This window comes from Pseudomonas sp. 14A (assembly GCF_018132745.1).
GTDB classification, from domain to species: Bacteria; Pseudomonadota; Gammaproteobacteria; order Pseudomonadales; family Pseudomonadaceae; genus Aquipseudomonas; species Aquipseudomonas mercuritolerans.
Window position 1 is genome coordinate 120698 of the sequence record NZ_JAGRQJ010000018.1, and the last position, 25101, is coordinate 145798.

Below are 25101 nucleotides of genomic sequence, written 5' to 3' on the forward strand. Positions count from 1 at the left end.
TCCGGCACACAGGCAATTGAGAAATATTTCCATTCAGGAGCCGCCGTATGTCCCGTTCGCCAGACACCTTGTTGCGCCCCAGTCTGCTGGCTTTTGCCATCGCTTTCGGCACGCCGCTGATCAGCAGCCCGTTGCTCGCCGCTGAGCAAGCTTCCAGCGTGCGCGCCTACAACCTGCCGGCGGCGCCGCTGTCGACCACCCTGAACCAGATCGCCAGCCAGGGCGGCCTCGCCCTGTCGCTCAATCCTGCGCTGGCCGCCGGCAAGACCTCAGCGCCGGTCGACGGCCAGTACGACGCCGCCGGCGCCCTGCGCGCGGCCTTGCGCGGCACCGGCCTGCAACTGGAACAGAGCAGCGCCGGCACCTACACCCTGGTGGCCGTGCCGGAAGGCACGCTGGCCCTGCCGGAAACTTCGGTCATCGGTGTGGAAAACTTCGAAAGCGCCTGGGGCCCGGTCGAAGGCTACACCGCGACCCGCACCGCCGCCGGCACCAAGACCGACACCGCGCTGGTCGAAGCACCGCGATCGATTTCGGTGGCGACCCGCCAGCAGATGGACGACCGCAGCGTGCACAGCCTCGATGACGCCGTGCGCTACATGCCGGGTATCACCGCCAGCAGCTACGGCAGCGACACCCGTGCCGACTGGTTGCGCGTACGCGGTTTCGAACCGACCCAGTTCCTCGATGGCCTGCCGCTGCCCAAAGGCGTGTACGCCAACCCGAAACAGGAAACCTGGAACCTCGACCGCCTCGCCCTGCTGCGTGGCCCGGCTTCGTCGGTGTACGGCCAGACCCCGCCGGGCGGTTTGCTCGACATGGTCAGCCGCCGCCCGAGCGCTGAAGCCAGCAGCGAAATCCAGCTGCAATACGGCAGCGACAACCACCGCCAGATCAACTTCGCCAGCACCGGCAAGATCGATGACGCCGGGCAGTTTCTCTATGGCCTCAGCGGCGTGGTGCGCGACAGCGGCACCCAGGTCGACCACGTCGACAACAAGCGCTACAACATCGCGCCGAGCCTGACCTGGAACATCGACGACGACACCAAACTCACTCTGCTGAGCCAGTTCACCCGCGACGACACCGGCATTACCAGCCAGTTTCTGCCGATCCAAGGCACGAAGATCAAATCGCCGCTCGGTGATATTTCCCATCACAAGAATCTCGGCGATCCGGATTGGGAATACTACGACCGCACCTACTACGCGCTGGGTTATGCCTTCGAACATCGGTTGAACGATGTCTGGCAGTTCAAGCAGAACCTGCGCTACACCAAGTCGGACCTGTCGTTCCAGTCGCTGACACCCGGTTCCTACCCGTTTACCACCGTGGATGCAGAGGGCAACGTCGGCCGCACCAGCACCAGCGTCGACGAAGACATCAGCCAGTTTGCCGTGGACAACAACTTCCAGGCCGACTTCGCCACCGGTGAGGTTCGCCACACCTTGCTGCTGGGTCTGGATCACCAGCGCAGCAACACCAACTACACCTCGATCTTTGGCGATGGTCTGCAAACCAACGTCATCAACCCGATCTACGGCCAGCCGATCGTACGTCCAGCACGCTCCACCGCGTTTTACGACTACAACCAGAAGACCTACCAGACCGGTCTCTACGTGCAGGACCAAATGGCCCTCGACCAGTGGCGCCTGACCCTCGGCGGCCGTGAAGACTGGGTGCACACCAGCACTGAATTCTTCAACAAGGGCGATGCGACCAACACCCAGCGTGACAAGAAATTCAGCGGCAACGCGGCGCTCAGCTACGTCTTCGATAACGGCTTCGTGCCGTACCTGTCCTACGCCGAATCCTTCCAGCCGACCACCGGCGCCGATGCCACTTCGACCGGCTCGCTCAAGCCAACCGAAGGCAAGCAGTGGGAACTGGGCATCAAATACCAGCCTCCGGGCAGCAAGACCCTGCTGACCGCCGCCGTGTATGACCTGACCCAGAAGAACGTCGCGGTGAATACCTTCGTCAACAACGTCTCGGTGACCAGCCAGACCGGCGAAGTGAAGGTCAAAGGCCTCGAGCTCGAAGCGGTGTCGGATGTGACCGACAACCTCAAAGTCATCGCCGCCTACACCCTGGCCAAGTCCGAAGTGCAGAAAGGCGTCGACAAGGGCAATCGTCTGCAACTGATGCCCAACCAACAAGCCTCGCTGTGGACCGACTACACATGGCACGCCGGCGTGCTCGACGGTTTCGGTATCGGTGCCGGCGTGCGCTACACCGGCAACACCTACGGCGACAAGGCCAACACCTGGCTGGGCAAGGCTGACGCCTACACCGTGTTCGACGCCAGCGTGCATTATGATCTGGGCCGTCTGGACAACAGCCTCAAAGGTGCGTCGCTGGCGGTGAACGCGACCAATCTGTTCGACAAGGACTACATTTCCACCTGCGACAGCTTCTACTGCTACTACGGCGACCAGCGCAGTGTCGTCGCCAGCGCCACCTACAAGTGGTAAGCCAGTGAGCTGAACCAGGCCCTGTTCCCAGGCCGTCCGTACCGGGCGGCTTTGGTGTTTTTGAAGGTCATGCAATGAAAAGTAAAACCATCCGCCGCTGGTCGTTCATCCACACCTGGACCAGCCTGATCTGTACCGTGTTTCTGCTGATGCTGGCGCTGACCGGTCTGCCGCTGATTTTCAGCCACGAGATTGATCACGCGCTGGGCAACGCCCCGGAGCTGCGTGAGATGCCGGCCGACACGCCGCAACTCAACCTGCAGCAACTGGTGGATGCCGCGCAGAAACACCGCCCGGGCGAAGTCATGCAGTACTTCGGTTATGACGACGAAGAGCCGAACGCGGCGTTCGCGATCATGGCCAGGACGGCCGACACCGAGCCGAACTCTTCGCACACCTTCATGCTCGATGCGCGTACTGGCGAAGCGCTGGAAACCCCTTCGGCCAACGGTGGCTTGATGCTGTTCATCCTGCGCCTGCACGTCGACATGTTCGCCGGGCTGCCGGGCAAGCTGCTGCTGGCGTTCATGGGCCTGTTGTTTGTCGTGGCGATCATCTCCGGCACGGTGCTGTACCTGCCATTCATGCGCCGCTTGAAATTCGGCACCGTGCGTCAGGACAAATCCACGCGGCTGCGCTGGCTCGATCTGCACAATTTGATTGGCGTCGTGACCCTGACCTGGTGCCTGGTGGTGGGCGTGACCGGGGTGATCAGCGCCTGCGCCGACCTGCTCATCGCCGCTTGGCGCAACGACGCGTTGACCACGCTGATCGCGCCGTATCGCGATGCGCCGCCCCTGACCCAACTGGCGCCGGCCACGCGGCTGCTCGACATCGCCGAGGAAGTCGCACCGGGGATGAAGCCGGATTTCATCGCCTTCCCCGGCACGCGCTTTTCCAGCGAGCACCATTACTCGGTGTTCATGAAAGGCGGCACGCACCTGACCTCGCATCTGCTGACGCCGGTGCTGATCGATGCCACGACACTGCAAGTGACAGCTGTGGCCGAACGGCCGTGGTACATGGACGCCATGGGCATGTCGCAGCCGCTGCACTTTGGTGACTACGGCGGCATGCCGATGAAGATTCTCTGGGCGACGCTGGATGTGCTGACGATCATCGTGTTGGCCAGTGGTATCTATTTGTGGGTGGTGCGGCGCAAGGCGGCAAAGCCTGTATTGGAAACCGCGGAGGCCTCGGCATGAAGCCGCGTCAGTCGAGTTTCTGGAAGGTCTTCAGCACACCGATCGTGATCGCCCTGCTCAGCGCGGCGGGGCTGTTTGCGGCGTTGCTGGGGGATGGAATCTGGGATGCCTTGAGCTGGGTCGGGCTTGGCGTTCCGGCATTTCTGGCCATAAGAGGTTTTCTGCCGCGAAGCTGAAAAACCCTTGTGGGAGCGAGCCTGCTCGCGAAAGCGCCCGGACACTCAACGTCAAAGTCGACTGTCACGACGCCTTCGCGAGCAGGCTCGCTCCCACATGGGTTCTGCGCCGGACGCGAGCAGGCTATGCTGCCCGATCATTGTCCTGATCGAGACCTTGCCATGTCCGCCCCCAGCATGACCCTGTACCACAACACTCTGTCGCCCTTCGTCCGCAAGGTCATGGTGCTGCTGCACGAAACCGGTCAGCAGGATCGTGTCGCGCTGCAGGACTGTGTGCTCAGCCCGGTCGGCCCGAACCCGGCGCTGATTGCCGACAACCCGTTGAGCAAGATCCCCGCCCTGCGCCTGGCCGATGGCAATGTCATCCATGACAGCCGCGTCATCCTTGAGTACCTCGACCAGCAGCACGTCGGCAATCCGTTGATCCCCCGTGAAGGTGCGGCGCGCTGGCGGCGCCTGACGCTGGCGTCGATGGCTGACGGGATCATGGATGCTTCAGTGATGGTGCGTTATGAAACCGTCCTGCGCCCGGTGGAAAAACACTGGGACCAATGGCTCGACGCCCAGCGCGACAAGATCCGCCGCGCCCTCGCCGTGCTTGAGAACGAAGCGATTGCCGAGCTGACCAGTCACTTCGATGTCGCGGCGATCAGCGTGGCCTGCGCGCTGGGCTATCTGGACCTGCGCTTCCCGGACATGGACTGGCGTGCAGCCAATCCACAACTGGGCAATTGGTATTTTGAAGTGAGTCAGCGACCGTCCATGGTGGCGACGATGCCCAAGCCTTAGATCTGGGCTGCCTGTTCCGGCCTCTTCGCGAGCAGGCTCGCTCCCACAGTTGACCACATTCCAATGTGGGAGCGAGCTTGCTCGCGAATGCACCAACTCGGTTTCGGAGGTAGTGACGCAATAAGCAGCGTCACCAAAACCTCCGCTTCACGCTGTTCCTCGCGTAACCCAAGCCACCCGCTCATTGCATCGCCTCCACGTCAAACTCCAGCGGCTTGGCGGACTTCAAACCAATTCCGTACCAGTCCAGTTTGCGCGTGAGCACCATGAACACCCCGAGCAGACCGAACAGCATCAGCGAGCCCATCAGCAGCGCGTAATCCTCGGCGCTGAGCAAGCCGTACAGCAAGCCATACAGCGCCGCCAGCCCGGCCGAAAAACTCAAGCCATGCCGCGCGCTGCGCAGGACGTGGCTGACATAGAAGCCGATCAGCAACACGCAGCCACTCGCCGACAACAGATACGCCAGCGCAAAACCGATGTGTTCGGACAGCGACAACAGCAGCAGGTAAAAGATCGCCAGCGCGACACCGACCAAGGCATATTGCACCGGGTGCACCGCCAGGCTCTTGAGCACTTCGAAGAGGAAGAAACCGGCGAAGGTCAGGACGATGAACAGCAGCGCGTATTTGATCGCCCGGTCGCTCTTCAGGTACTGATCCACCGGATCGATGAAGCTGACGCCGAAGCTGCGCCCGTTGAGTGCATCACAGTCGCCAGCGACGCAGCGCTCCATCGCCTCTTGCAGGTTGGTGGAGAAAAACGAGGTCTGCCAGTCGGCGCTGAAACCCTGATCGTTGATCTCGCGCTTGGCCGGCAGGAAGTTGCCGACGAAGCTGGGGTGCGGCCAGTTGGCGGCGAGGCTGACACTGCTGGTCTTGCCCACCGGCACCACACGCAGCGAGCCGGTGCCTTGCAGGCGCAGGTCGAAACCAAACGTCAGTTGCGTGGCTTTGCTGGCGTCGAGCGCCGGCAGGGTCACGTGTACGCCCTCACCGATCCAGGCGACTTCGCTGCCGGGCACGAAGTCCAGTTGCTGGCCGGCAAATTCCAGTTTCAGGGCATTTTCGATGCCACGAATGTCGCTGATACCCACGGCAAGGAACGGCGCGTCGAATTGGTAATCGGCAAAATTCTCCTTGATGCCCAACTGCGCCGGCAGGGAAAAATGCCCATCGATGCGGTTGTCGGCGTGGAACAGTCGCGCCTCGTAAATGCCGCGTTTGCGCAGTTCGGTTTGCACCTGGCCGTCGAGTTCAAAACGCTCCGGCAGAAAGTACAGACGCCCGCGCGCTTCACTGACTTCTTCGTAGCGCTTGTTGGTTTTCTCGTTGGTCTTCCAGGTGCGCACCACCTTGCGATACGGCACCACCATCACCGGTCCGGTCAGCTGCTGGCTGTAACTGGAGCTGCGCGCGATGTCTTCGAGCACACCGTCGCGCAGTTGCTGACGCTCATCGATGATGCCGTCGATCATCAGCAACGAGATCAGCAACAGCAGGATCAGCAAGGCGATCGCGCCGAGTTTGATGGTCAGATTCTTGTTCATGGGACTCTCCCTGTTTGGATGGGGGGAGTCTGGCGATGCGGTGTGGAGGGAATGTGCGGGGAATATGGAGATTGTGTGGAGAATGCATTCCCCTGTGGGAGCGAGCCTGCTCGCGAAGGTCGCGACTCGGTTTCAAGGCAGGCGCAATACCACCTCAACCCCGCCCTCGACATTGCCAATGCGCATCACCCCACCATGCAACTTGACCACTTCTTCAACGAAGTTCAGCCCCAGCCCGGTGCTCTTGCGTCCGCTGTCCGGGCGCGGCAACGAGTAGAAGCGTTCGGTCAGGCGTGGCAAGGCGTAATCGGGAATCGGCGTGGTCTGGTTGAACAGGCGGAATTCGATCTGCTCACCAACCCGCTCGGCACTCAAGCGCAACAAGCCCTGCGCCGGGGTGAAATCCAGGGCGTTCTCGAGCAGATTGCCCAACGCCTGACGCAGCAGAAAAGGCTCGCCAATCAGCAGCAACTCCTCACCGATCGCTTGCTCGACGCGCAGTTGTTTGCCCTCGATCCGCGCGGCCTGCGCCTTGAGCAATTCTGCGACCAACAGCGCCAGCGGCACTGCCACCCTTTCTTCCAGCCCTTGGCGCTGTTCCACCTGCGCCAGGTTAAGCAGGCGCTCGATCAACTGCTGCATTCGTGCGCTTTCGCTGTCGATATTGCTGACAAAGCGCAAACGCTGGACGGGCGGCATCTCGCTTTGCAGCAACTCCGCCGCGCCCCGAATCGCCGCCAGCGGACTTTTCAATTCATGGGTCAGGGTGTGCACGTAACGCTCGACGTAGGCCTTGCCTTCGAGCTGGGTGCGCATCTGCTCAACCGCTGTGGCCAGTTGCTCCAGCTCACCGCCGCGATAATGCGGCACTTCCACGCGCCGGCCTTCGCTCACCGCTTGGGCATAACCGGTCAAACGGTGCAGCGCGCGGCTGAGCCACCATGAGAGCAAGGCACCGAAGAGCAGGCCGAGGCCGATCAGTCCGGCGCCGTAAAACAGCAAGCGCCGCTCGGTGCGATCAACGTAGGGTTGCAGCGAACTGTTGGGCTTGGCCACGGTGACCACGCCGATGATCTTGCCGTTGTCGCGGATCGGCGCGCCGACGTGCATCACTGAAGAGCTCGGATCGTCAGGATCACTGCGGCTGGAGCGCGCGCCGTACTCGCCGCGCAGGGTCAGGTAGACGTCGTTCCAGCGCGAATAATCCTGGCCGACCGCGACGCCGCTGGAGTCGAGCACAACGATGCCCTTAGCGTCGGTGACGTAGATGCGGTGGTTGACCTGGTTTTTCGGCAAGCCCCAGATGGTCGCTTGCGGCTGCCGCTCGCCATAGGCACGGAGCAATTGCGGCCAGCGGTTCTCGCTGAGGGTGCCGGCCTTGAAATCGTCGCGCAGGATTTCTGCCATCAGGTTGGCGGTGTCCACCAGCGTCTCTTCGGTGGACTGGCGCACGCCGGGGCGAATTTCTTCCATCACCGTGTTGAGGACGAAATAACCGGTCAGGCCGACAAACAGCACATACACCAGAAAAATCCGCAGCCCCAGCGACATCAGCTGTGCCCCGGGCTGTAGCTGTAACCGAGGCCGCGATGGGTCTGGATCGGCTCGGCCTCGGCGCACACCAGGCGCAACTTGGCGCGCAGGCTTTTGATGTGACTGTCGATGCTGCGCTCGTACCCGGCATCAGCGGCAACGCCCAGCGCATCAAGCAATTGCTCGCGGCTGAACACCCGCTCAGGTTGTTCGAGCAGGCATTGCAACAAGCGGAATTCATGGCGGGTCAGGCTCAGCGGCTGGCCGCGATAGCTGATCTGTACGCGTTCGGCATCGATGCGAAACAGCGTTGAGCCTGCTTCCAGGGTTGCGCGCGGCGCCATGCGTTTGAGGATGGCCTTGACCCGCGCCGCCACTTCACGCGGGCTGAACGGCTTGACCACGTAATCGTCGGCACCGATCTCCAGACCCACCACGCGGTCGATCTCGGCGTCGCGGGCGCTGAGAAACAGCACCGGCACTTCCGTGAAGCGCCGCAATTGCTTGCAGGTTTCGAAGCCACTGATGTCCGGCAGACCGATATCGAGAATGATCAGGTCGGCCGGGGTTTGCCGCTGATGCTCCAGCGCCGCCGCGCCAAGGTTCAGCCACGTGGTGCTGAACCCCTCGCCCTGCAAGGCAAAAATCAATGTGTCGGCAATCGCCGCTTCGTCTTCGACAATCAGGATGTGCGGCATGGCGTCCGAGCCCGTGGCAGTTAGTGCGCGAACGGTGCCCCAAGCCCGGGGTTACGTCAATCAGACCACTTAGCAGTCAGGCTTGTCGGCGGTGTAACGCCGCGCCGGATTGACCGCCGCGCCGAACTCGCGCAAGGCCTTGGCGCCGATCAGCAGCGGATAGTTGAAGTGGCTGCGGTCGGTCAGGTTGACCTCGACGGTGCGCTTGACGTTGCCCAGGCACAGTTCCAGATCGACCACCGGGCGCTTGGCGACATCGCTGCTGTCACGCTCTTCATCGTCCTCGTCGGAACGGCTTTTGATCTTGCTGATGCGCGCGACCTTGTGCTCGAAAACCTTGTTGCTGGCGTCCTTGGTGGCGAGGCGGAAACGTACCCAGTCTTCGCCGTCGCGGGTGAAGGTCTCGATGTCCTTGGCCGACAGCGAGGCGGTCAGCGCACCGGTGTCCATCTTGGCCTTGAGCACTTCGCCGCCGATTTCCGGCAGCGCGATGTATTCGTAACGACCGTACAGCGTCGGCTCGGCGGCCATGACCGGCAGCGCGACGAGGGCAAACAGAGCAAGGAGGGATTTCACGTAAGGGGCTTCCTTGGGAGGTTGGGCAACGGGATTTTAGACCGTCGCGCGGTTGATCGTTCCCACGCTCTGCGTGGGAATGCATCCAGTGACGCTCTGCGTCACAGGGGACGCGGAGCGTCCCGGGCGGCGTTACCACGCAGAGCGTGGGAACGATCAGGTTAACGGGACTGAAGTGAAACATTCGTCAGCACCGATTTGGCCTGCTGCGCGAAGCTGCTTATCATGGCTCGCCCCTGCCACTTCATAGAGTTGCTTATGCGCCGCCTGCTCACCGGCTGTTTCGTCACCCTGTTGCTGTTGCTCAACACCCTGATCCTGATCGGGCCGTTGATGGTGTTTGCCCTGCTCAAACTGGTCGCACCCGGGCGCTGGCGGGATTACGCATCAGGTGCGGTGATGTGGATCGCCGAGACCTGGGCCGAGATCGACAAGCTGATCTTCCGGCTGTGCATTCCGACCCAGTGGGACATTCGCGGCGGCGACGATCTGCGCCGCGACACGTCTTATCTGGTGGTCAGCAATCATCAATCCTGGGTGGACATTCCGGCACTGATCCAGACCCTCAACCGGCGCACGCCGTTCTTCAAATTCTTTCTGAAAAAAGAGCTGATCTGGGTGCCGTTTCTCGGCCTGGCGTGGTGGGCGCTGGATTACCCGTTCATGAAGCGCTACACCAAGGCCTTTCTGGCGAAGAATCCCGAGCTGGCGGGCAAGGACCTGGAAATCACCAAAGCGGCGTGCGAGCTGTTCAAGCGCCAGCCGGTGACGGTGGTGAATTATCTGGAAGGCACGCGCTACACCCTGGCGAAAAGCACCCAGCAGGAATCACCGTTCAACCACTTGCTCAAACCCAAGGCCGGCGGCGTGGCGTTCGTGCTGGCGGCGATGGGTGAACAACTCGACGCGATGCTCGATGTGACGGTGGTGTATCCGCAGGAAAAAATCCCGGGGTTCTGGGATCTGATCAGCGGCAATGTGCCGCGAGTGATCATCGACATCAGGACCCGCGAACTCGACCCGGCGCTGTGGCAGGGCGATTATGAGAAAGATCCGGCCTTTCGCCAACACGTCCAGAACTGGGTCAACCAGCTCTGGATCGAAAAGGATCAGCGCATCGCCGAACTGCGCAACGAGCGCGGCTGACTCAAGTGCCGGTGCCGACACCCCAGATGCTGCCCAGGCTGCTCAACAGCGAACCACCGACGCCCTGCTGACCGAGGTATTGCAGCAACACCGGGGCAAACTGGCCGATCATGCCGCTGTCCATGCCCAGCGCACTGAACGCATTGTTGAGGTCGTTGCTGTCTTTGACATTGCCCAGTGCATTCTCAAGGCCTGCGGACTTGCCGGACGAACCGAGCAAAGCCCCGAGCGCCGCCAGATTGCCGCTGCCACCGGACAACTTGTCGATGCCCGGCACTTCCTTGGCCAGTTGCGAATAGTCGGTGCTGCTCAACTGATTCTTCGCCAGCCCGAGCATCGCACTGGTACCGCCAACGGCCTGCTCCGGCGTGACGTCCAGCGCACTCAGCGCACTCAACAAACCAGCGGTCTCCGAGGTCGGCGCCGCAGCGGCCGCCTTGTCACCACCCTGCATCCCCGCTACCGCCCCGGCCACGTCGTTCAAACTGAAACCGGCAAACACCGGCCCGGCGGCCAGAGTCAGGAGCGATGCCAGGGCAAAACCGCGTGAAATCTTCATTCAGACATCCTCTTGGGAAAAGCTGCCACCGGACAACGGCGACGAAACTGCCGGTTTGACCGGGTATCGGGCGGCATGTTCCTGGCGACGCATCCCATTCTCTATGCACTCACCTATATGAATTGTTCAATCTTTGAATAGCCACTTCGTTATTCGACTTCAAACTGAAAACACGACTGTTTATTTCGACTAGAACTAAAAAACTGTCAGATCTGACAGTTGGCAGTCATAACGATGCAAGTGAATATCTCTACTCCTATTACGTAACAGAGTACGAAATGATGAAGTTGAAAATTGTCACTGGCGCCCTGCTTGGTCTGACCATGATGAGTACTGCCTATGCTGCAACCTGCCCAACGATATCAGTGACCCATGCGCAAGGCGCGGAAGATGTCACCTTCACTTCTGCCCGACTTAAAGATAAAGACACTGTCAATTCAGTTGTCATCTGCCGATACGAAGGTGACGCAGACCTTGGCGTCTCGGCTGGCTACAGAAACGACACTCCGGTTCAAGCCACCGGTAGCAATTGGAACGGTGATGAGTGTGCAACCAAGGATGGTGACGCCCGCAAATGCGCCTTTAAATAACTGGTCGAACACAGAACGAAAAAGGGCAGCCCGATCGGCTGCCCTTTTTACATGGGTAGAACTTACGCCGCACTGAACAACTTATGCGGATCAATCACAAACTTCTTCGGCACGCCGGCATCGAACTCGCCATAACCTTCCGGCGCCTGATCGAGGCTGATCACTTGCACGCCGACCACTTTGGCAATGTTGATGCGGTCCCACATGATCGCCTGCATCAACTGGCGGTTGTACTTCATCACTGGCGTCTGGCCAGTGTGGAAGCTGTGGGATTTGGCCCAGCCCAGGCCGAAGCGGATGCTCAGGCTGCCCATTTTTGCGGCGGCGTCGACGGCACCTGGATCTTCGGTGACGTACAGGCCAGGGATACCGATCTTGCCGGCAACGCGCACCACGCCCATCAGTGAGTTGAGTACGGTGGCCGGGGCTTCGGCCTTGACACCGTCGTGGCCGTGGCCGCGTGCTTCAAAGCCAACGCAGTCCACCGCGCAGTCCACTTCCGGCTCGCCCAGCAGTGCAGCGATCTGTTCGTGCAGCGGGGTGTCCTTGGACAGGTCGACGACCTCAAAACCCTGGGCCTTGGCGTGGGCCAGGCGGATGGTGTTGACGTCGCCGACAATCACCACCGCCGCACCGAGCAAACGTGCGGAAGCGGCAGCGGCCAGACCGACCGGACCGGCGCCGGCGATGTACACGGAGCTGCCCGGGCCAACGCCGGCAGTCACGGCGCCGTGGTAACCGGTCGGGAGGATGTCGGAGAGGCAGGTCAGGTCGCGGATTTTCTCCATGGCCTTGTCGCGATCCGGCAGTTTCAGCAGGTTGAAGTCGGCGTACGGCACCAGCACGTATTCAGCCTGGCCACCGGTCCAGTCGCCCATGTCGACGTAACCGTATGCGCCGCCGGCACGGGCCGGGTTGACGGTCAGGCAGACGCCGGTGTGTTGCTCCTTGCAGGAACGGCAGCGCCCGCAAGCTACGTTGAACGGAACGGAGACCAGATCGCCGATCTTCAGGTTTTCGACGTCGGAGCCCTTCTCGATCACCTCGCCGGTGATCTCGTGGCCCAGTACCAGACCGGTCTGCGCCGTGGTCCGGCCGCGCACCATGTGCTGGTCGGAGCCGCAGATGTTGGTGGAAACCACTTTGAGAATGACCCCGTGCTCGATCTTGCGACCGCGCGGGTCTTGCATTTTCGGATAGTCGATTTTCTGTACTTCGACCTTGCCAGCGCCGAGATACACCACACCACGATTGCCAGACATGCTTTCACCTCGCTGTTGTTTTTATGGAACCGCGTTGCCCGGGTTGGGCAGCGCGTTGAGTGCTCGGGTATTGCTTGTTGGTCTTGCGTTGTTTGTTATGGCCCCTTCGCGAGCAGGCTCGCTCCCACATTGGAATACATACCCCTGTGGGAGCGAGCCTGCTCGCAAAAGCGATCTAGAGAACGACGGTTCTGTTGGCGTTCAGGAACACCCTTCTTTCGATGTGATACCCAACCGCCCGCGCCAGCGTCAGGCCTTCGATATCGCGCCCCTTGGCAATCAGGTCCTCGGGGTAATGACTGTGATCCACCGCCTCGACGCCCTGGGCGATGATCGGCCCTTCATCGAGATCGTTGTTGATGTAATGCGCCGTCGCGCCCACCAGTTTCACGCCTTTGTTGTAGGCCTGGTGATAAGGCTTGGCGCCTTTGAAGCCCGGCAGCAGCGAGTGATGAATGTTGATCGCCTTGCCATCGAGCTTGCGGCACAGCTCCGGCGATAGCACCTGCATGTAGCGGGCGAGGATCACCAGTTCGGCACCGGCCTCTTCGATCACCTGCCAGACCTGACGCTCCTGCGCCGGTTTGTCATTGGGGTCGAGAGGGAAATGGTAGTAGGGAATCTGGTGCCAGTCGGCCAACGGCTTGAGATCCGGATGGTTGGACACCACCGCGGCCACGTCCATCGACAACTGGCCGATGCGCTGGCGATAGAGCAAGTCGTTGAGGCAGTGATCGGCCTTGGACACCATGATCACCACTTTCGGCCGGTAGTTCGGCGCGGTCAGCTCGAAGAGCATGCCGAACGCCGCTCCGCGCTCGGCCAAACCTGCGCGGAAGGATTGTTCGTCGAAACCATCAGGCTGACGGAATTCCACGCGGATGAAGAAGCGCCCCGAGAGGCGGTCATCGAACGAGTGGTGCTCGGTGACATAACAGCCCTGCTCGAACAGAAAACGCGTGACCGCGTCCACCGTGCCGAGGACGCTGGGGCAGTCGGCGGTCAGAATCCATGTGTCTGGGGCGCGGCTCATGGTGCGGTGACTCCTGTTCTTGTGCGGGGTGTCAGGGGGATTTTTTTCCCTCACCCTAGCCCTCTCCCGGAGGTAGAGGGGACTGACCGAGGTGTTCTTTCGAGCTACGCCGACCTGAAATATCGCGGCGAACTCAGGCTCGAAAAACACACAAACCTGCTCCCTTTCCCCCCTCTCCCCCCTGGGGGAGAGGGCTGGGGTGAGGGGGTGGCTCTTGATCTTTTTCAGGCCTGAACGCTCAACCCGTACTCGGCCGAAGCATCCTGCAACCACAACCACCAGTAATCCGAGAAGCTGCGACGGATCAGCAGCTCCCAAGTGTCTTCGGCGGTATGGCGAATCATCAGCTGCGACTTGGCGAACACCGTGCCCACCGCTTTACCGACCGGAAAGTTGTTCGGGTGCACGTCATAGCTGGTGGACTTCATCAGCACCTGGCGCACGTTCGGCCCGCTCAGTTCGAGGATCTGCTGGCCACCACTGACGTTGACGATGGCGATGTGCAGATCACCCAGCGCTTCACGCAGTTTCTGCTCGGCGGCGAATTCTTCGCCGCTTGGCACGATCAGCAGCCACTCGTCCGGGCCCATCCATTGCAGGCTGGTTTCGCCTTTGACGATCACGCTCAGCGCGCCGGGCAATTCAATGCCAAGCGCTTTGTGCACACCGGCCGCGAAGGCTGCATCGTGGCCATCGCCACGAATGGTCAGGTGGCCGAGGAGTTTCTTTTCCCGCACGATCACGCCGGCGTTCTTGCGGCCCTTGCCGACCAGGCTGGCGAGGTCGGCATGGTGCAGCGACGACTCGGCACGGGCGCCGGTGGTCGGGCGTTGCTGGTAAACATTGGCTGTGGTCATAAAGCACCTTCTGAATTCTGTTGGTTCCTGTGGTTGCTGTGCCGCCGCCTTCGCGAGCAGGCTCGCTCCCACAGGGGAACGCGATCGAATGTGGGAGCGAGCCTGCTCGCGAATAGCCGCCCGCCCACCGCTCCCGAGGTTGTCAGATGTTCTGGCGATCACCCTTCGGATCAAAGAACACCGAAGAAACAATCTCCGCCTCGATCACGCTGCCATCGGCCAGCGGTGCGAACACCCGCTCACCCATGCGCTTGAGACCGCCCTTGACCACGCCCATGGCAAACGAATAACCGAGGGAGTTGTGCGCGTAACTCGAGGTCACGTGGCCGACCACGGTCATCGGGATCGCCTGCTTGGTGTTGAACACCAGCTGCGCACCTTCCGGCAGCCATTTAGTCGGGTCGATCGGCTTGAGGCCCACCAGTTGTTTGCGCTGGTCTTTCACGCAATCTTCGCGGTTCATGCCGCGCTGGCCGATCCACGAGAACGGTTTGCTGCGACCGACACACCAGCCCATGTTCAGGTCGTCCGGGGTCATCGAGCCGTCGGTGTCCTGGCCGACGATGATGAAGCCCTTCTCGGCCCGCAGCACGTGCATGGTTTCGGTGCCGTACGGGGTCAGGTTGTACTGCTTGCCGGCCTCGACGATTTTCTCCAGCACGCCCATCGCATAATCGGCCTGCACGTTGACTTCGTACGACAGCTCACCGGTGAACGAGATACGGAACACCCGCGCCGGCACATCGCCGACCAGACCTTCTTTCCAGGTCATGAACGGGAACGCTTCGTTGCTCAGATCGATGTCGGTCACGGCGCTGAGCAGCTTGCGGCTGTTCGGCCCGGACAGGGTCATGGTCGCCCAGTGGTCGGTGACCGACGTGAAGTACACCTTCAGCTCCGGCCATTCGGTCTGGTGGTACAGCTCCAGCCACTGCAGTACGCGCGCGGCGCCGCCGGTGGTGGTGGTCATGACGAAATGGTTGTCGGCCAGACACGCGGTCACCCCGTCGTCGAAGACCATGCCGTCTTCCTTGCACATCAGACCGTAGCGCGCCTTGCCCACGTCGAGCTTGGTCCAGGCGTTGGTGTACACGCGGTTGAGAAACTCGCGGGCATCCGGGCCTTGAATGTCGATCTTGCCGAGGGTCGAAGCATCGAGCAGGCCAACGCTGTCGCGCACGGCTTTGCATTCGCGCTTGACCGCCGCGTGCAGGTCTTCACCGTTTTTCGGGAAGTACCAGGGACGCTTCCACTGACCGACGTCTTCAAACTCGGCGCCGTTCTTCACGTGCCATGCATGCAGCGCGGTGTAGCGCACCGGTTCGAAGATGTGCCCGCAATGCCGACCGGCCACGGCGCCGAAGGTCACCGGCGTGTAGTTCGGACGGAACATGGTGGTGCCCATCTGCGGGATGGTCACGTTCAGCGACCGGGCGGCAATGGCCAGACCGTTGACGTTGCCGAGCTTGCCCTGATCGGTGCCGAAGCCCAGCGCGGTGTAGCGTTTGACGTGCTCGACCGACTCGAAACCTTCGCGGGTCGCCAGTTCGATGCCACCGGCGGTGACGTCGTTCTGGAAGTCGACGAATTGCTTCGGTGCTCGCGCCGAGTTCTTCTCGTGCGGCACCTGGAACAGCGCCAGAGTCGGCTCTTCGAGACGGCTCAAGGCTTTCGGCAACACGCCTTCAACGGTCTGGAAACCGGCTTCAGCAGCAGCGCGCACGCCACCTTCGAAACCGTCGGCCAGCGAATCGCCGAGCGCGTAGACGCCATTGATGCCACCGACGCACACGCGTTTCTGCGGTGCTTCGCCCGGTACGAAACCGAGAATGTCTTCACGCCAGACCGGTTTGCCGCCCAAGTGCGACGCCAAGTGAACCACTGGGCTGTAGCCGCCGGAACTGGCAACCAGGTCGCAGTCGAGCCACTCGCCTGGGCTAGTCACAGCGTGTGCTTTGACGTCAATCGCAGCGACGCGGGCAGCGCTGACACGCTTGCTGCCACGCACTTCAATGACCGCGCTGCCGGTGAGGATGCGAATGCCTTTGGCGCGCGCTTCTTCGACCAATGCACCGCGCGGATTGCTGCGGGCGTCAGCGATGGCGACGACTTGCAGACTGGCATCGAGCCAATCCAGAGCGACGCGATAGGCGTGATCGTTGTTGGTCGAGAGCACCAGTTTCTTGCCTGGCGCTACGCCATAACGACGCACGTAAGTCGACACCGCACCGGCGAGCATGTTGCCCGGCACATCGTTGTTGCCGTAGACCAGTGGACGCTCGTGGGCGCCGGTCGCCAGCACCACGCGCTTGGCGCGGACACGGTGGATGCGCTGACGCACCTGACCGATCGGCGCGCGGTCACCGAGGTGATCGGTGAGGCGTTCGTGAATGGTCAGGAAGTTGTGATCGTGGTAACCGTTGACCGTGGCGCGCGGCAACAGCAGCACGTCCGGGGTGTTTTTCAATTCAGCGATGACGCTGGCAACCCATTCCATCGCCGGCTTGCCGTCGAGGCTTTCGCGCGAGTCGAGCAGGCTGCCGCCGAACTCTTCCTGCTCATCGGCCAGAATCACGCGGGCACCGCTGCGCGCAGCGGCCAGGGCAGCGGCGAGACCGGCCGGGCCGGCACCGACGATCAGCACGTCGCAGTGCTGGTTCATGTAGTCGTAGGTGTCCGGATCGTTCTCGGTCGGCGAACGGCCGAGGCCGGCAGCCTTGCGGATGTACTTCTCGTAAGTCATCCAGAACGATTGCGGGTACATGAAGGTTTTGTAGTAGAAACCCGGCGGCATCAGCTTGCCGCCGACCTTGCCGAGAATCCCCATCATGTCGTTGTTGACGCTCGGCCAGCCGTTGGTGCTGGTGGCGACCAGGCCCTGATACAACGCCTGTTGCGTGGCGCGCACGTTGGGGATCTGCGTGGCTTCGGTAGCACCGATCTGCAGCACCGCGTTCGGCTCTTCGGAACCAGCCGCGAAGATGCCGCGAGGGCGCGAATACTTGAAGCTGCGGCCGATGATGTCGACGCCGTTGGCAATCAGGGCGGCGGCCAGCGAGTCGCCTTCGTAGCCTTTGTAGGTCTGGCCGTTGAAGGTGAAGCTCAGCACTTTGTTGCGGTCGATCCGTCCACCGTTGGACAGGCGATTGGTCTGGCTCATACCTTCTCTCCCAGCGCCGTCGTGGCTGTTTTCGCAGTGCCAGCCTTGTCGGTGAATTGCGGCTTCTCGCCGATCTTGTAGCTCTCGAGAATCTCGTAGGTCACGGTATCGCGAGTGACGTTGAAGTACTGGCGGCAACCGGCAACGTGGTCCCACAGCTCGTGATGCAGACCGCGCGGGTTATCGCGGAAGAACATGTAGTCGCCCCACTCTTCATCGGTGCAGGCGTTCGGATCCAGCGGACGCGGGATGTGCGCCTGACCGGATGCGTGGAATTCCTCTTCAGAGCGCAGTTCGCCGCAGTGAGGACAGAAGATATGCAACATGGGGATTTCTCCTGTTAGTGGGCAACCGCAGCAGCGCCGTGTTCATCGATCAACGCACCGTTGTGGAAACGGTCGATGGAGAAAGGTGCAGCCAATGGGTGCATTTCACCCTTGGCCAGACTCGCGGCAAACACGTTGCCCGAGCCGGGTGTAGCCTTGAAGCCACCGGTGCCCCAACCGCAGTTGAAGAACATGTTCGGTACTGGCGTTTTCGAGATGATCGGGCAAGCGTCCGGGGTGGTGTCGACGATGCCGCCCCACTGGCGGTTCATGCGTACCCGCGAGAGCACCGGGAACATCTCGACGATGGCCTGAATGGTGTGTTCGATTACCGGGTACGAACCACGCTGGCCGTAGCCGTTGTAGCCGTCGATACCGGCGCCGATCACCAGGTCGCCCTTGTCGGACTGGCTGATGTAACCGTGGACGGCGTTGGACATGATCACACTGTCGATAATCGGTTTGATCGGCTCGGACACCAGCGCTTGCAGCGGGTGGGATTCGATCGGCAGGCGGAAACCGGCAAGCTTGGCCATGTGCCCGGAGTTACCGGCCGTCACCACGCCGACGCGCTTGGCGCCAATGAAACCCTTGTTGGTTTCAACGCCGATGCACACGCCATTTTCCTTGCGGAAACCGATCACTTCGGTCTGCTGGATCAGGTCCACGCCCAAGGCATCGGCGGCACGGGCGAAGCCCCACGCCACGGCATCGTGACGGGCGACGCCGCCGCGACGCTGCACGGTCGCGCCCATGATCGGGTAGCGGGTGTTTTTCGAGCAGTCCAGGTACGGAATCTCGTCCGCAACCTGCTTGGCGTCGAGCAATTCGCCGTCGACGCCGTTGAGGCGGTTGGCACTGACCCGACGCTCGGAATCACGGATGTCCTGCAGGGTGTGGCACAGGTTGTAGACGCCACGCTGGGAGAACATCACGTTGTAGTTGAGATCCTGCGACAGGCCTTCCCACAATTTCATCGCGTGTTCGTAGAGGTGCGCCGACTCGTCCCACAGGTAGTTGGAACGCACGATGGTGGTGTTGCGCGCGGTGTTACCGCCGCCCAGCCAGCCTTTCTCGACCACGGCGACATTGGTGATGCCGTGCTCCTTGGCCAGATAGTAGGCCGTCGCCAGGCCGTGCCCGCCGCCGCCGACGATGACCACGTCGTAGACTTTTTTCGGGGTGGGCGTGCGCCACATGCGCTGCCAGTTCTCGTGGTGGCTGAGCGAGTGTTTGAACAGGCCGAAGCCGGAATAGCGTTGCATAGTCATTACTCCAAAACCGACTCAGCGATAAACCGGGAAGTCTGCGCACAGGGCCGAGACCTGCTGGGCGACATTGGCCTCGACATCGGCGTCGCCGAGGTTGTCGAGGATGTCGCAGATCCAGCCGGCGAGGGTTTCGCACTGGCTGACCTTGAAGCCGCGCGTGGTCACCGCCGGGGTGCCGATGCGCAGGCCCGAGGTCACGAACGGCGACTGCGGGTCGTTCGGCACGGCGTTCTTGTTCACCGTGATGTGCGCGCGGCCCAGCGCGGCGTCGGCGTCCTTGCCGGTCAGGCCCTGACGGATCAGGCTGACCAGGAACAGATGGTTGTCGGTGCCGCCGGAGACCACATCGTAGCCACGCTTGATGAACACGCTGGCCATCGCCTGGGCGTTGTCGATCACTTGTTGCTGATAAGCCTTGAAGCCAGGCTCCAGCGCTTCCTTGAAGCACACCGCCTTACCGGCGATGACGTGCATCAGCGGTCCGCCCTGGGCGCCGGGGAAAACGGCGGCGTTGAGCTTCTTCTCGATCTCTTCGTTGGACTTGGCCAGGATCAACCCACCACGCGGACCGCGCAGGGTCTTGTGCGTGGTGGTGGTGACCACGTCGGCGTACGGCAGCGGATTCGGGTACAGGCCCGCAGCGACCAGACCGGCGACGTGGGCCATGTCGACGAACAGCAGCGCCCCGACCTTGTCGGCGATCTGACGGAAGCGCGGGAAGTCCAGAGTCTTCGAGTAAGCGGAGAAACCGGCAACGATCATTTTCGGTTTGCACTCGACCGCCAGACGCTCGACTTCGTCGTAGTCGATCAGCCCGGTGTCGGTGTTGATGCCGTACTGCACGGCGTTGTAGAGCTTGCCCGAGGACGACACTTTCGCGCCGTGGGTCAGGTGACCGCCGTGGGCCAGACTCATGCCGAGGATGGTGTCACCCGGCTGGATCAACGCAAGGTACACGGCGCTGTTGGCCGAGGAGCCGGAGTGCGGCTGGACGTTGGCATAGTCGGCGCCGAACAGTTGCTTGGCGCGTTCGATGGCCAGTGCTTCGACTTTGTCCACATGCTCGCAGCCGCCGTAGTAGCGCTTGCCCGGATAGCCCTCGGCGTATTTGTTGGTCAGGCCGCTGCCTTGCGCCTGCATGACGCGTTTGCTGGTGTAGTTCTCCGACGCGATCAGCTCGATGTGATCTTCCTGACGTTGCTCCTCGGCATTCATCGCCGCCAGCAGTGCATCGTCGTAACCCTGGATCTGGTCTTGCTTGCTGAACATCGCGTCTCTCCCAGCGGCATCTGTGCGCCATTCGTCTCGGTAAGGCACTGGCAACGATGGCAGTGCCCTTTGATGCGATGGTATGGCCGGTGCAGACAGCTCAAATGCCTGCGGACGCCACGCAAAGGTGCGTTTACGACATGGCTGGAAATGACCCGAAGAATGCACTCCCCCTGTAGGAGCTGCCGAAGGCTGCGATCTTTTGACTTTGACTTTGAAGATCAAAGGATCGCAGCCTTCGGCAGCTCCTACAGGGGTCAGGCAATGATTTGGCGGACGGCGAGCAGCAAGAGGAAATGCGCGGGATACAGCGCATACGCCCAGCGCCGCATCGGTGGAGGCCGGACATGTCGCCCATGTCGCAACAAGAACATTCCGAGCATCGGCGCAAACACACACGTCGCCAGACCAAGCATCGCCACGCTGTTGCCGAAGCGCGCCGATTCAAGCAGCACCTGCCATTGGTTCGCCGCCAGACACACCAGCCCCGGCAACAGGCTGAAATACCAGGGTCGGCGGAACACCAGCAGCATCGCCAATGGCAACAATACGCCGAAGAAACCGAACATCAGTCGTTCTGAAAAAACCGCCGCAACCACCAGCGCGGCCAGCGCGAGCAACCGTGGCACCGACGCTGAGTCCTGCCAGCCGCGCGCCACCAGCAAGCCCAGCGCCAGCGTCGGCATCACGTTGAACGTGTCAGGGTCGGGGATATAAAAGCGATAAGGGATTTCGCTGATTGCACTGAACAGCAACAGCCAGCCCAGATAGCGCCATTCCATTTTGCGCGAACCGTCTCGTGCCAGATTCGCCGCCATCGCCAGGCAAAACCATGGAAACGCCAGGCGCCCCGGCACATACAGCCAGTCGGCGGAGAAGCCGACATATCGCAGGTGATCGAGCAACATGCTCAGCAACGCCAGCCACTTGAGCAGATCCAGGGCACCGTCGCGTTGGCTCAGGTGCATAATCGGCCCATAAACTGGTAGTTTTCCCCACCCGACATCGCATGTGCTCCCCGGAAGATCTTCGGTAAAGTGCGCATCCTCATTGACCACGAGCCTTCACAAGAGTCTCGATTACGGAAGCCGGCCATGACCGACAAGAGCCAACAATTCGCCAGCGACAACTATTCCGGGATCTGCCCGGAAGCCTGGGCTGCCATGGAACAGGCCAACCACGGCCACCAGCGCGCTTACGGCGACGATGAATGGACCGCCCGCGCGGCGGATCATTTCCGCAAACTGTTCGAAACCGACTGCGAAGTGTTCTTCGCCTTCAACGGCACCGCCGCCAACTCGCTGGCGCTGTCGTCGCTGTGCCAGAGTTACCACAGCGTGATCTGCTCGGAAACCGCCCACGTCGAAACCGACGAATGCGGCGCTCCGGAATTCTTTTCCAACGGCTCGAAGCTGCTGATCGCCGGCACTGAAAACGGCAAGATCACCCCGCAATCGATCCGTGAGGTCGCGCTAAAGCGTCAGGACATCCACTACCCGAAACCGCGTGTGGTGACCCTGACTCAAGCCACTGAAGTCGGCAGCGTCTACACCCCGGAAGAAGTCCGCGCCATCAGCGCAACCTGCAAGGAACTGGGCCTGCACCTGCATATGGACGGCGCGCGGTTCTCCAACGCCTGCGCATTCCTCGGCTGCTCGCCCGCCGACCTGACCTGGAAAGCCGGCGTCGACGTGCTGTGCTTCGGCGGCACCAAGAACGGCATGGCGGTGGGTGAAGCGATCCTGTTCTTCAACCACAAACTGGCCGAAGACTTTGATTATCGCTGCAAGCAGGCCGGGCAACTGGCGTCGAAGATGCGCTTTTTGTCGGCACCGTGGGTCGGCATTCTGGAAAACGACGCCTGGCTCAAATACGCCCGCCACGCCAACCACTGCGCGCAACTGCTGGCAGAACTAGTCAGCGACATTCCCGGCGTCGAACTGATGTTCCCGGTGCAGGCCAACGGCGTGTTCCTGCAACTGTCCGAGCCGGCCATCGCTGCGTTGACTGCAAAGAACTGGCGTTTCTACACCTTCATCGGCAAGGGCGGCGCACGTTTCATGTGCTCCTGGGACACCGAAGAAGAGCGCGTGCGCGAACTGGCGCGCGATATTCGCGAAGTGATGTCGGCCTGATTCCGCTCCCTAGTTGCATTCCCATGCTCAGCACGGGAATGCAACCCAGAGGCTGCGCGTCGCAGACCTGCATTTTCAGAATCGGACTACACCAAGGCCTACAGAAAGCACGAAAATCCCGCCATAGACTGCCCGCTCCCGATTCAAGGAGCGCACGCGATGGCAATTCCCGGCTACATGACGATCACGGGCAAGACCCAAGGGCTGATTTCGGCAGGCTGCTCAACGCCTGATTCGGTCGGCAACAGATATCAGGCGGCACACACCGATCAAATCATGGTGCTGTCGTACAGCCACAACCTCGCCAACCTCGACAACTCTCACCGAGCCACCCACGCGCCGGTCATTGTCACCAAAGTCGTCGACAAATCTTCACCGCTGCTGGCCCAGGCACTGGCCAACCGTGAAGAGATCGACTGCAAGATCAACTTCTACCGAACCTCCCCTCAGGGTCAGCAGGAAAAATACTTTTCTGTCTCGATCGACGGCGCGGTGCTCACCGAACTGAACCTGGATATGGCCCACGTCATTCTGCACAACGACGCGGAACCTCAGGAGCAGGTCGCCATTCGCTATCGTGGCATCAGCTGGGTGCATCACCTCGCCGGGACCAGCGGCCATGCCTCATGGGGCGAAGAAGGTTGACCGATCAGCGCCACGACCTCAGCGACGTTCGACACGCTGCCGGCAAGCTGCTCGCACAGGCACAGACAGTCGGCTCACGTCATCTGGCATTTGGCAGTGCGCGCGTGCAGTTCAATCAGGAGGTCGCGCGCTTCGCCAAGGGCATTGTCGATGATGTCGCCAGCGGCCGCCTTCCAGCGGACATTGGCCTTGACGCCCTCGCACAGGAACAGCGCCACCTTCTGAACCAATCCAGAGTTCTGGTACGCGGCACCAAAGGCGCCGTTCCTGAAGGGGTGAAAAAACGCCCGTTATCGATGCTCAGGCAGCCTGCCTCGCGCTCCGATCCAGACAGGTTGCTGCGCGCGATTCATCAGCAGAACCTCAGGGTGGCGCGCGTTAATAACAGCAGCACCGCGCGCAGCCCTCACCCCGTCAACGACTTGAAGTTCTTCCCCAGCGAGCACTGGCCGCAAGATCGTCCGGCCCCATCGGAGCCGGGTTTTTACATCGTGCCGAAAAGCATTGTCGCCGAGAAGCTTGAGGCACAACTGCTCCCCTCCGCCAACCCGAATGTCATCGCCAGATTCAGAAGTTTGAATCCGACCCCGGACATGATTAAAGCCGGTTCGATGATCGTGCTGAGCGACCCTGACAATCAGCAATGCACATACGAAGAAGCATTGCTGATGCAGACCGCGCGTTTCGTCAGTGCGACGCTGGAGCCGCTGACCGTGGAAGAAGCGGATTTCATGGCGCAGCACTATGGCGTGATCCAGACCGCACTCGCCTATGAATCAAAAGTGATCGGGGTCGTCACGGCCATGGCAGCCAATCATCTGGATGGCATAAAAAATGTTCTCGCAGATCTTGAGAAGTTGCATGTTCATACGCTGGACGTAAAAGGCAGCCTGAACTCGAAGCAATTCAAAAAACAACGTGCGCAGTTGCTGAAAAAACTGGACGTCAATCTCAACCAGTTCACGCGGCAAAGCATTGGTCTCCCGGATCACCCGAGCCTCAAGACCGCTCTCGGCATCGATCATCCTCACCTAGTGCATCGTTGGAGAAAGGCTGGCGGCGTCGGCCAAAACCCGGGGTATGCCACGCATATTCGGGCTATCAGCCAAGCGTCACAGTACGTCAAATATGGTGGCTGGATCGGCACAGCAGTAGGCGGTGGCGCCTCGGCCTTGAAGGTGCAGGATGTGTGCCTGCATGGGAATACCGAGGCGTGTGAAAAGGTGAAATTCACGGAAACCGGAAGCTTTATGGGTGGCATGGTTGGAGGAGCAATCAGCAGTCGCATCTTGACCGCGCCAGTAGCAGCGAAAATTTGTCTGGGAATAGGCGTTCCGACAGGAGGAGTTGGCACCTTGGTCTGCGGTGCAGTAGCGGTGGGCGTCGGATCTCTTGCAGCGGTAATAATAGGTGAAACATTGGGCGAAGATGCTGCTGAGATAATTTACCAAGATACTCGATGAGTCGCCTGACCAAACATTGCCCAGGACAAAACGAGCGAACACTCCAAGCAGAACTAAATAGCGTTTTTCTTTATGAAACCACGAACAAAAATATGCAAAACATGCAGCGCCAAAAATAAAAAGACATTTTCCAAATGTCATGTTTGTGGCAGCAGGTTTGAAAAACGCCTGCCGCAGCCAAGAAAATGGTTTGCCCTTACACCGAGAAGGCGTGGACTTCTGATATGCGACCTGACGACCCTATGCTTGTTTATCGTTGCTGCTCGCGCAATTTACAAACAGAGCATTCAATTACCTTACAGAATTCAGAGAAAAACCCAGTGGTACGAATTTAACGGATTGGAAATAGCAGCCCCCTTGTCAGCAATGTTTATGCTCGCGG

The 25101-nt window shown here is 60.9% G+C and carries 22 protein-coding genes; 9 read left to right on the top strand and 13 right to left on the bottom strand.

Annotated features, from left to right (window positions below; all coding sequences use genetic code 11):
• Positions 1 to 47: 47 nt before the first annotated feature.
• The 4 genes from PS14A_RS23130 to PS14A_RS23145 all read left to right on the top strand — a co-directional run bounded on the left by PS14A_RS23130 (position 48) and on the right by PS14A_RS23145 (position 4647).
• Complete coding sequence (locus tag PS14A_RS23130; protein WP_212617305.1) at positions 48 to 2474, top strand: TonB-dependent siderophore receptor; 2427 nt, start codon at positions 48 to 50, stop codon at positions 2472 to 2474.
• Positions 2475 to 2548: 74 nt separating this feature from the next.
• A complete protein-coding gene (locus PS14A_RS23135; RefSeq protein WP_212617306.1) occupies positions 2549 to 3679 on the top strand; it encodes a PepSY-associated TM helix domain-containing protein in 1131 nt (376 codons plus the stop codon).
• A complete protein-coding gene (locus PS14A_RS23140; RefSeq protein WP_016772844.1) occupies positions 3676 to 3855 on the top strand; it encodes a hypothetical protein in 180 nt (59 codons plus the stop codon). Before PS14A_RS23135 ends, PS14A_RS23140 begins: the two co-directional genes overlap by 4 nt.
• Positions 3856 to 4017: 162 nt before the next feature.
• On the top strand, positions 4018 to 4647 hold the full coding sequence (locus PS14A_RS23145) for a glutathione S-transferase (protein ID WP_212617307.1): 630 nt from the start codon (positions 4018 to 4020) through the stop codon (positions 4645 to 4647).
• A gap of 181 nt (positions 4648 to 4828) precedes the next feature.
• Here PS14A_RS23145 and creD read toward each other — a convergent pair whose 3' ends face one another.
• The 4 genes from creD to PS14A_RS23165 all read right to left on the bottom strand — a co-directional run bounded on the left by creD (position 4829) and on the right by PS14A_RS23165 (position 9003).
• Positions 4829 to 6196, bottom strand: a complete 1368-nt coding sequence (gene creD, locus PS14A_RS23150) for a cell envelope integrity protein CreD (protein WP_212617308.1) — start codon at positions 6194 to 6196, stop codon at positions 4829 to 4831.
• A 132-nt stretch (positions 6197 to 6328) separates the two neighbouring features.
• Entirely contained in the window at positions 6329 to 7747 is a 1419-nt protein-coding gene (creC, locus tag PS14A_RS23155; RefSeq protein WP_212617309.1) for a two-component system sensor histidine kinase CreC, read from the bottom strand.
• Positions 7747 to 8427 carry a two-component system response regulator CreB gene (gene creB / locus PS14A_RS23160; RefSeq protein ID WP_212617310.1) on the bottom strand — a complete coding sequence of 227 codons (681 nt, stop codon included), beginning with the start codon at positions 8425 to 8427 and terminating at the stop codon, positions 7747 to 7749. The genes creC and creB overlap by 1 nt, the downstream gene beginning before the upstream one ends.
• Positions 8428 to 8496: 69 nt before the next feature.
• Entirely contained in the window at positions 8497 to 9003 is a 507-nt protein-coding gene (locus PS14A_RS23165) for an ATP-dependent zinc protease (protein WP_016772839.1), read from the bottom strand.
• A 258-nt stretch (positions 9004 to 9261) separates the two neighbouring features.
• Here PS14A_RS23165 and PS14A_RS23170 point away from each other — a divergent pair, with 258 nt between their 5' ends.
• Positions 9262 to 10149, top strand: coding sequence for an acyltransferase (locus tag PS14A_RS23170; protein WP_123443809.1), 888 nt, complete (start codon positions 9262 to 9264; stop codon positions 10147 to 10149).
• A gap of 1 nt (position 10150) precedes the next feature.
• On the opposite strand, the gene PS14A_RS23175 is transcribed toward PS14A_RS23170, so the two are convergent.
• The gene (locus PS14A_RS23175; RefSeq protein WP_041476745.1) at positions 10151 to 10708 is read right to left on the bottom strand and encodes a DUF2780 domain-containing protein; all 558 of its coding nucleotides are present in this window, start codon (positions 10706 to 10708) and stop codon (positions 10151 to 10153) included.
• A 278-nt stretch (positions 10709 to 10986) separates the two neighbouring features.
• Between PS14A_RS23175 and PS14A_RS23180 the strand changes: the two genes are divergently transcribed.
• A complete protein-coding gene (locus PS14A_RS23180) occupies positions 10987 to 11298 on the top strand; it encodes a hypothetical protein (RefSeq protein ID WP_212617311.1) in 312 nt (103 codons plus the stop codon).
• A gap of 62 nt (positions 11299 to 11360) precedes the next feature.
• Here the strand turns inward: PS14A_RS23180 and fdhA are convergent, their stop codons facing one another.
• From fdhA to PS14A_RS23220, 8 genes are all read right to left on the bottom strand, one after another.
• Positions 11361 to 12560, bottom strand: a complete 1200-nt coding sequence (gene fdhA / locus PS14A_RS23185; protein WP_212617312.1) for a formaldehyde dehydrogenase, glutathione-independent — start codon at positions 12558 to 12560, stop codon at positions 11361 to 11363.
• Between the two features lie 175 nt (positions 12561 to 12735).
• Positions 12736 to 13593 carry a formyltetrahydrofolate deformylase gene (purU, locus tag PS14A_RS23190; protein ID WP_137214254.1) on the bottom strand — a complete coding sequence of 286 codons (858 nt, stop codon included), beginning with the start codon at positions 13591 to 13593 and terminating at the stop codon, positions 12736 to 12738.
• 224 nt (positions 13594 to 13817) lie between these two features.
• Positions 13818 to 14450: a sarcosine oxidase subunit gamma family protein gene (soxG, locus tag PS14A_RS23195; protein ID WP_016772832.1), complete on the bottom strand. Its 633-nt coding sequence runs from the start codon at positions 14448 to 14450 to the stop codon at positions 13818 to 13820.
• 142 nt (positions 14451 to 14592) lie between these two features.
• Positions 14593 to 17610: a sarcosine oxidase subunit alpha gene (locus PS14A_RS23200; protein ID WP_212617313.1), complete on the bottom strand. Its 3018-nt coding sequence runs from the start codon at positions 17608 to 17610 to the stop codon at positions 14593 to 14595.
• Positions 17607 to 17936, bottom strand: coding sequence for a sarcosine oxidase subunit delta (locus PS14A_RS23205; RefSeq protein WP_016772830.1), 330 nt, complete (start codon positions 17934 to 17936; stop codon positions 17607 to 17609). Before PS14A_RS23205 ends, PS14A_RS23200 begins: the two co-directional genes overlap by 4 nt.
• A gap of 14 nt (positions 17937 to 17950) precedes the next feature.
• On the bottom strand, positions 17951 to 19201 hold the full coding sequence (locus PS14A_RS23210; RefSeq protein ID WP_016772829.1) for a sarcosine oxidase subunit beta: 1251 nt from the start codon (positions 19199 to 19201) through the stop codon (positions 17951 to 17953).
• 21 nt (positions 19202 to 19222) lie between these two features.
• On the bottom strand, positions 19223 to 20476 hold the full coding sequence (gene glyA, locus PS14A_RS23215) for a serine hydroxymethyltransferase (protein WP_024014589.1): 1254 nt from the start codon (positions 20474 to 20476) through the stop codon (positions 19223 to 19225).
• Positions 20477 to 20733: 257 nt separating this feature from the next.
• Entirely contained in the window at positions 20734 to 21444 is a 711-nt protein-coding gene (locus PS14A_RS23220; protein WP_212617314.1) for a TraX family protein, read from the bottom strand.
• Between the two features lie 126 nt (positions 21445 to 21570).
• On the opposite strand from PS14A_RS23220, the gene PS14A_RS23225 reads away from it, so the two are divergent.
• The 3 genes from PS14A_RS23225 to PS14A_RS23235 all read left to right on the top strand — a co-directional run bounded on the left by PS14A_RS23225 (position 21571) and on the right by PS14A_RS23235 (position 24719).
• Positions 21571 to 22611 (top strand): low specificity L-threonine aldolase, encoded by a 1041-nt coding sequence (locus PS14A_RS23225; protein ID WP_016772826.1) that lies wholly within the window; start codon positions 21571 to 21573, stop codon positions 22609 to 22611.
• 159 nt (positions 22612 to 22770) lie between these two features.
• Positions 22771 to 23256 carry an Hcp family type VI secretion system effector gene (locus tag PS14A_RS23230; RefSeq protein WP_212617315.1) on the top strand — a complete coding sequence of 162 codons (486 nt, stop codon included), beginning with the start codon at positions 22771 to 22773 and terminating at the stop codon, positions 23254 to 23256.
• Entirely contained in the window at positions 23253 to 24719 is a 1467-nt protein-coding gene (locus tag PS14A_RS23235) for a hypothetical protein (protein WP_249121395.1), read from the top strand. Before PS14A_RS23230 ends, PS14A_RS23235 begins: the two co-directional genes overlap by 4 nt.
• Positions 24720 to 25101 lie beyond the last annotated feature (382 nt).

Excerpts from the sequence above, each read along its gene's own strand:
- PS14A_RS23225 (WP_016772826.1), top strand. The coding sequence starts at position 21,571 with ATGACCGACAAGAGCCAACAATTCGCCAGCGACAACTATTCCGGGATC.
- PS14A_RS23170 (WP_123443809.1), top strand. The coding sequence starts at position 9,262 with ATGCGCCGCCTGCTCACCGGCTGTTTCGTCACCCTGTTGCTGTTGCTC.
- glyA (WP_024014589.1), bottom strand. The coding sequence starts at position 20,476 with ATGTTCAGCAAGCAAGACCAGATCCAGGGTTACGACGATGCACTGCTG.
- creB (WP_212617310.1), bottom strand. The coding sequence starts at position 8,427 with ATGCCGCACATCCTGATTGTCGAAGACGAAGCGGCGATTGCCGACACA.
- fdhA (WP_212617312.1), bottom strand. The coding sequence starts at position 12,560 with ATGTCTGGCAATCGTGGTGTGGTGTATCTCGGCGCTGGCAAGGTCGAA.
- PS14A_RS23200 (WP_212617313.1), bottom strand. The coding sequence starts at position 17,610 with ATGAGCCAGACCAATCGCCTGTCCAACGGTGGACGGATCGACCGCAAC.
- PS14A_RS23145 (WP_212617307.1), top strand. The coding sequence starts at position 4,018 with ATGTCCGCCCCCAGCATGACCCTGTACCACAACACTCTGTCGCCCTTC.
- PS14A_RS23210 (WP_016772829.1), bottom strand. The coding sequence starts at position 19,201 with ATGCAACGCTATTCCGGCTTCGGCCTGTTCAAACACTCGCTCAGCCAC.
- soxG (WP_016772832.1), bottom strand. The coding sequence starts at position 14,450 with ATGACCACAGCCAATGTTTACCAGCAACGCCCGACCACCGGCGCCCGT.
- PS14A_RS23180 (WP_212617311.1), top strand. The coding sequence starts at position 10,987 with ATGATGAAGTTGAAAATTGTCACTGGCGCCCTGCTTGGTCTGACCATG.
- PS14A_RS23220 (WP_212617314.1), bottom strand. The coding sequence starts at position 21,444 with ATGCACCTGAGCCAACGCGACGGTGCCCTGGATCTGCTCAAGTGGCTG.
- creC (WP_212617309.1), bottom strand. The coding sequence starts at position 7,747 with ATGTCGCTGGGGCTGCGGATTTTTCTGGTGTATGTGCTGTTTGTCGGC.
- creD (WP_212617308.1), bottom strand. The coding sequence starts at position 6,196 with ATGAACAAGAATCTGACCATCAAACTCGGCGCGATCGCCTTGCTGATC.
- PS14A_RS23205 (WP_016772830.1), bottom strand. The coding sequence starts at position 17,936 with ATGTTGCATATCTTCTGTCCTCACTGCGGCGAACTGCGCTCTGAAGAG.
- PS14A_RS23130 (WP_212617305.1), top strand. The coding sequence starts at position 48 with ATGTCCCGTTCGCCAGACACCTTGTTGCGCCCCAGTCTGCTGGCTTTT.
- PS14A_RS23135 (WP_212617306.1), top strand. The coding sequence starts at position 2,549 with ATGAAAAGTAAAACCATCCGCCGCTGGTCGTTCATCCACACCTGGACC.
- PS14A_RS23230 (WP_212617315.1), top strand. The coding sequence starts at position 22,771 with ATGGCAATTCCCGGCTACATGACGATCACGGGCAAGACCCAAGGGCTG.
- PS14A_RS23175 (WP_041476745.1), bottom strand. The coding sequence starts at position 10,708 with ATGAAGATTTCACGCGGTTTTGCCCTGGCATCGCTCCTGACTCTGGCC.
- purU (WP_137214254.1), bottom strand. The coding sequence starts at position 13,593 with ATGAGCCGCGCCCCAGACACATGGATTCTGACCGCCGACTGCCCCAGC.
- PS14A_RS23140 (WP_016772844.1), top strand. The coding sequence starts at position 3,676 with ATGAAGCCGCGTCAGTCGAGTTTCTGGAAGGTCTTCAGCACACCGATC.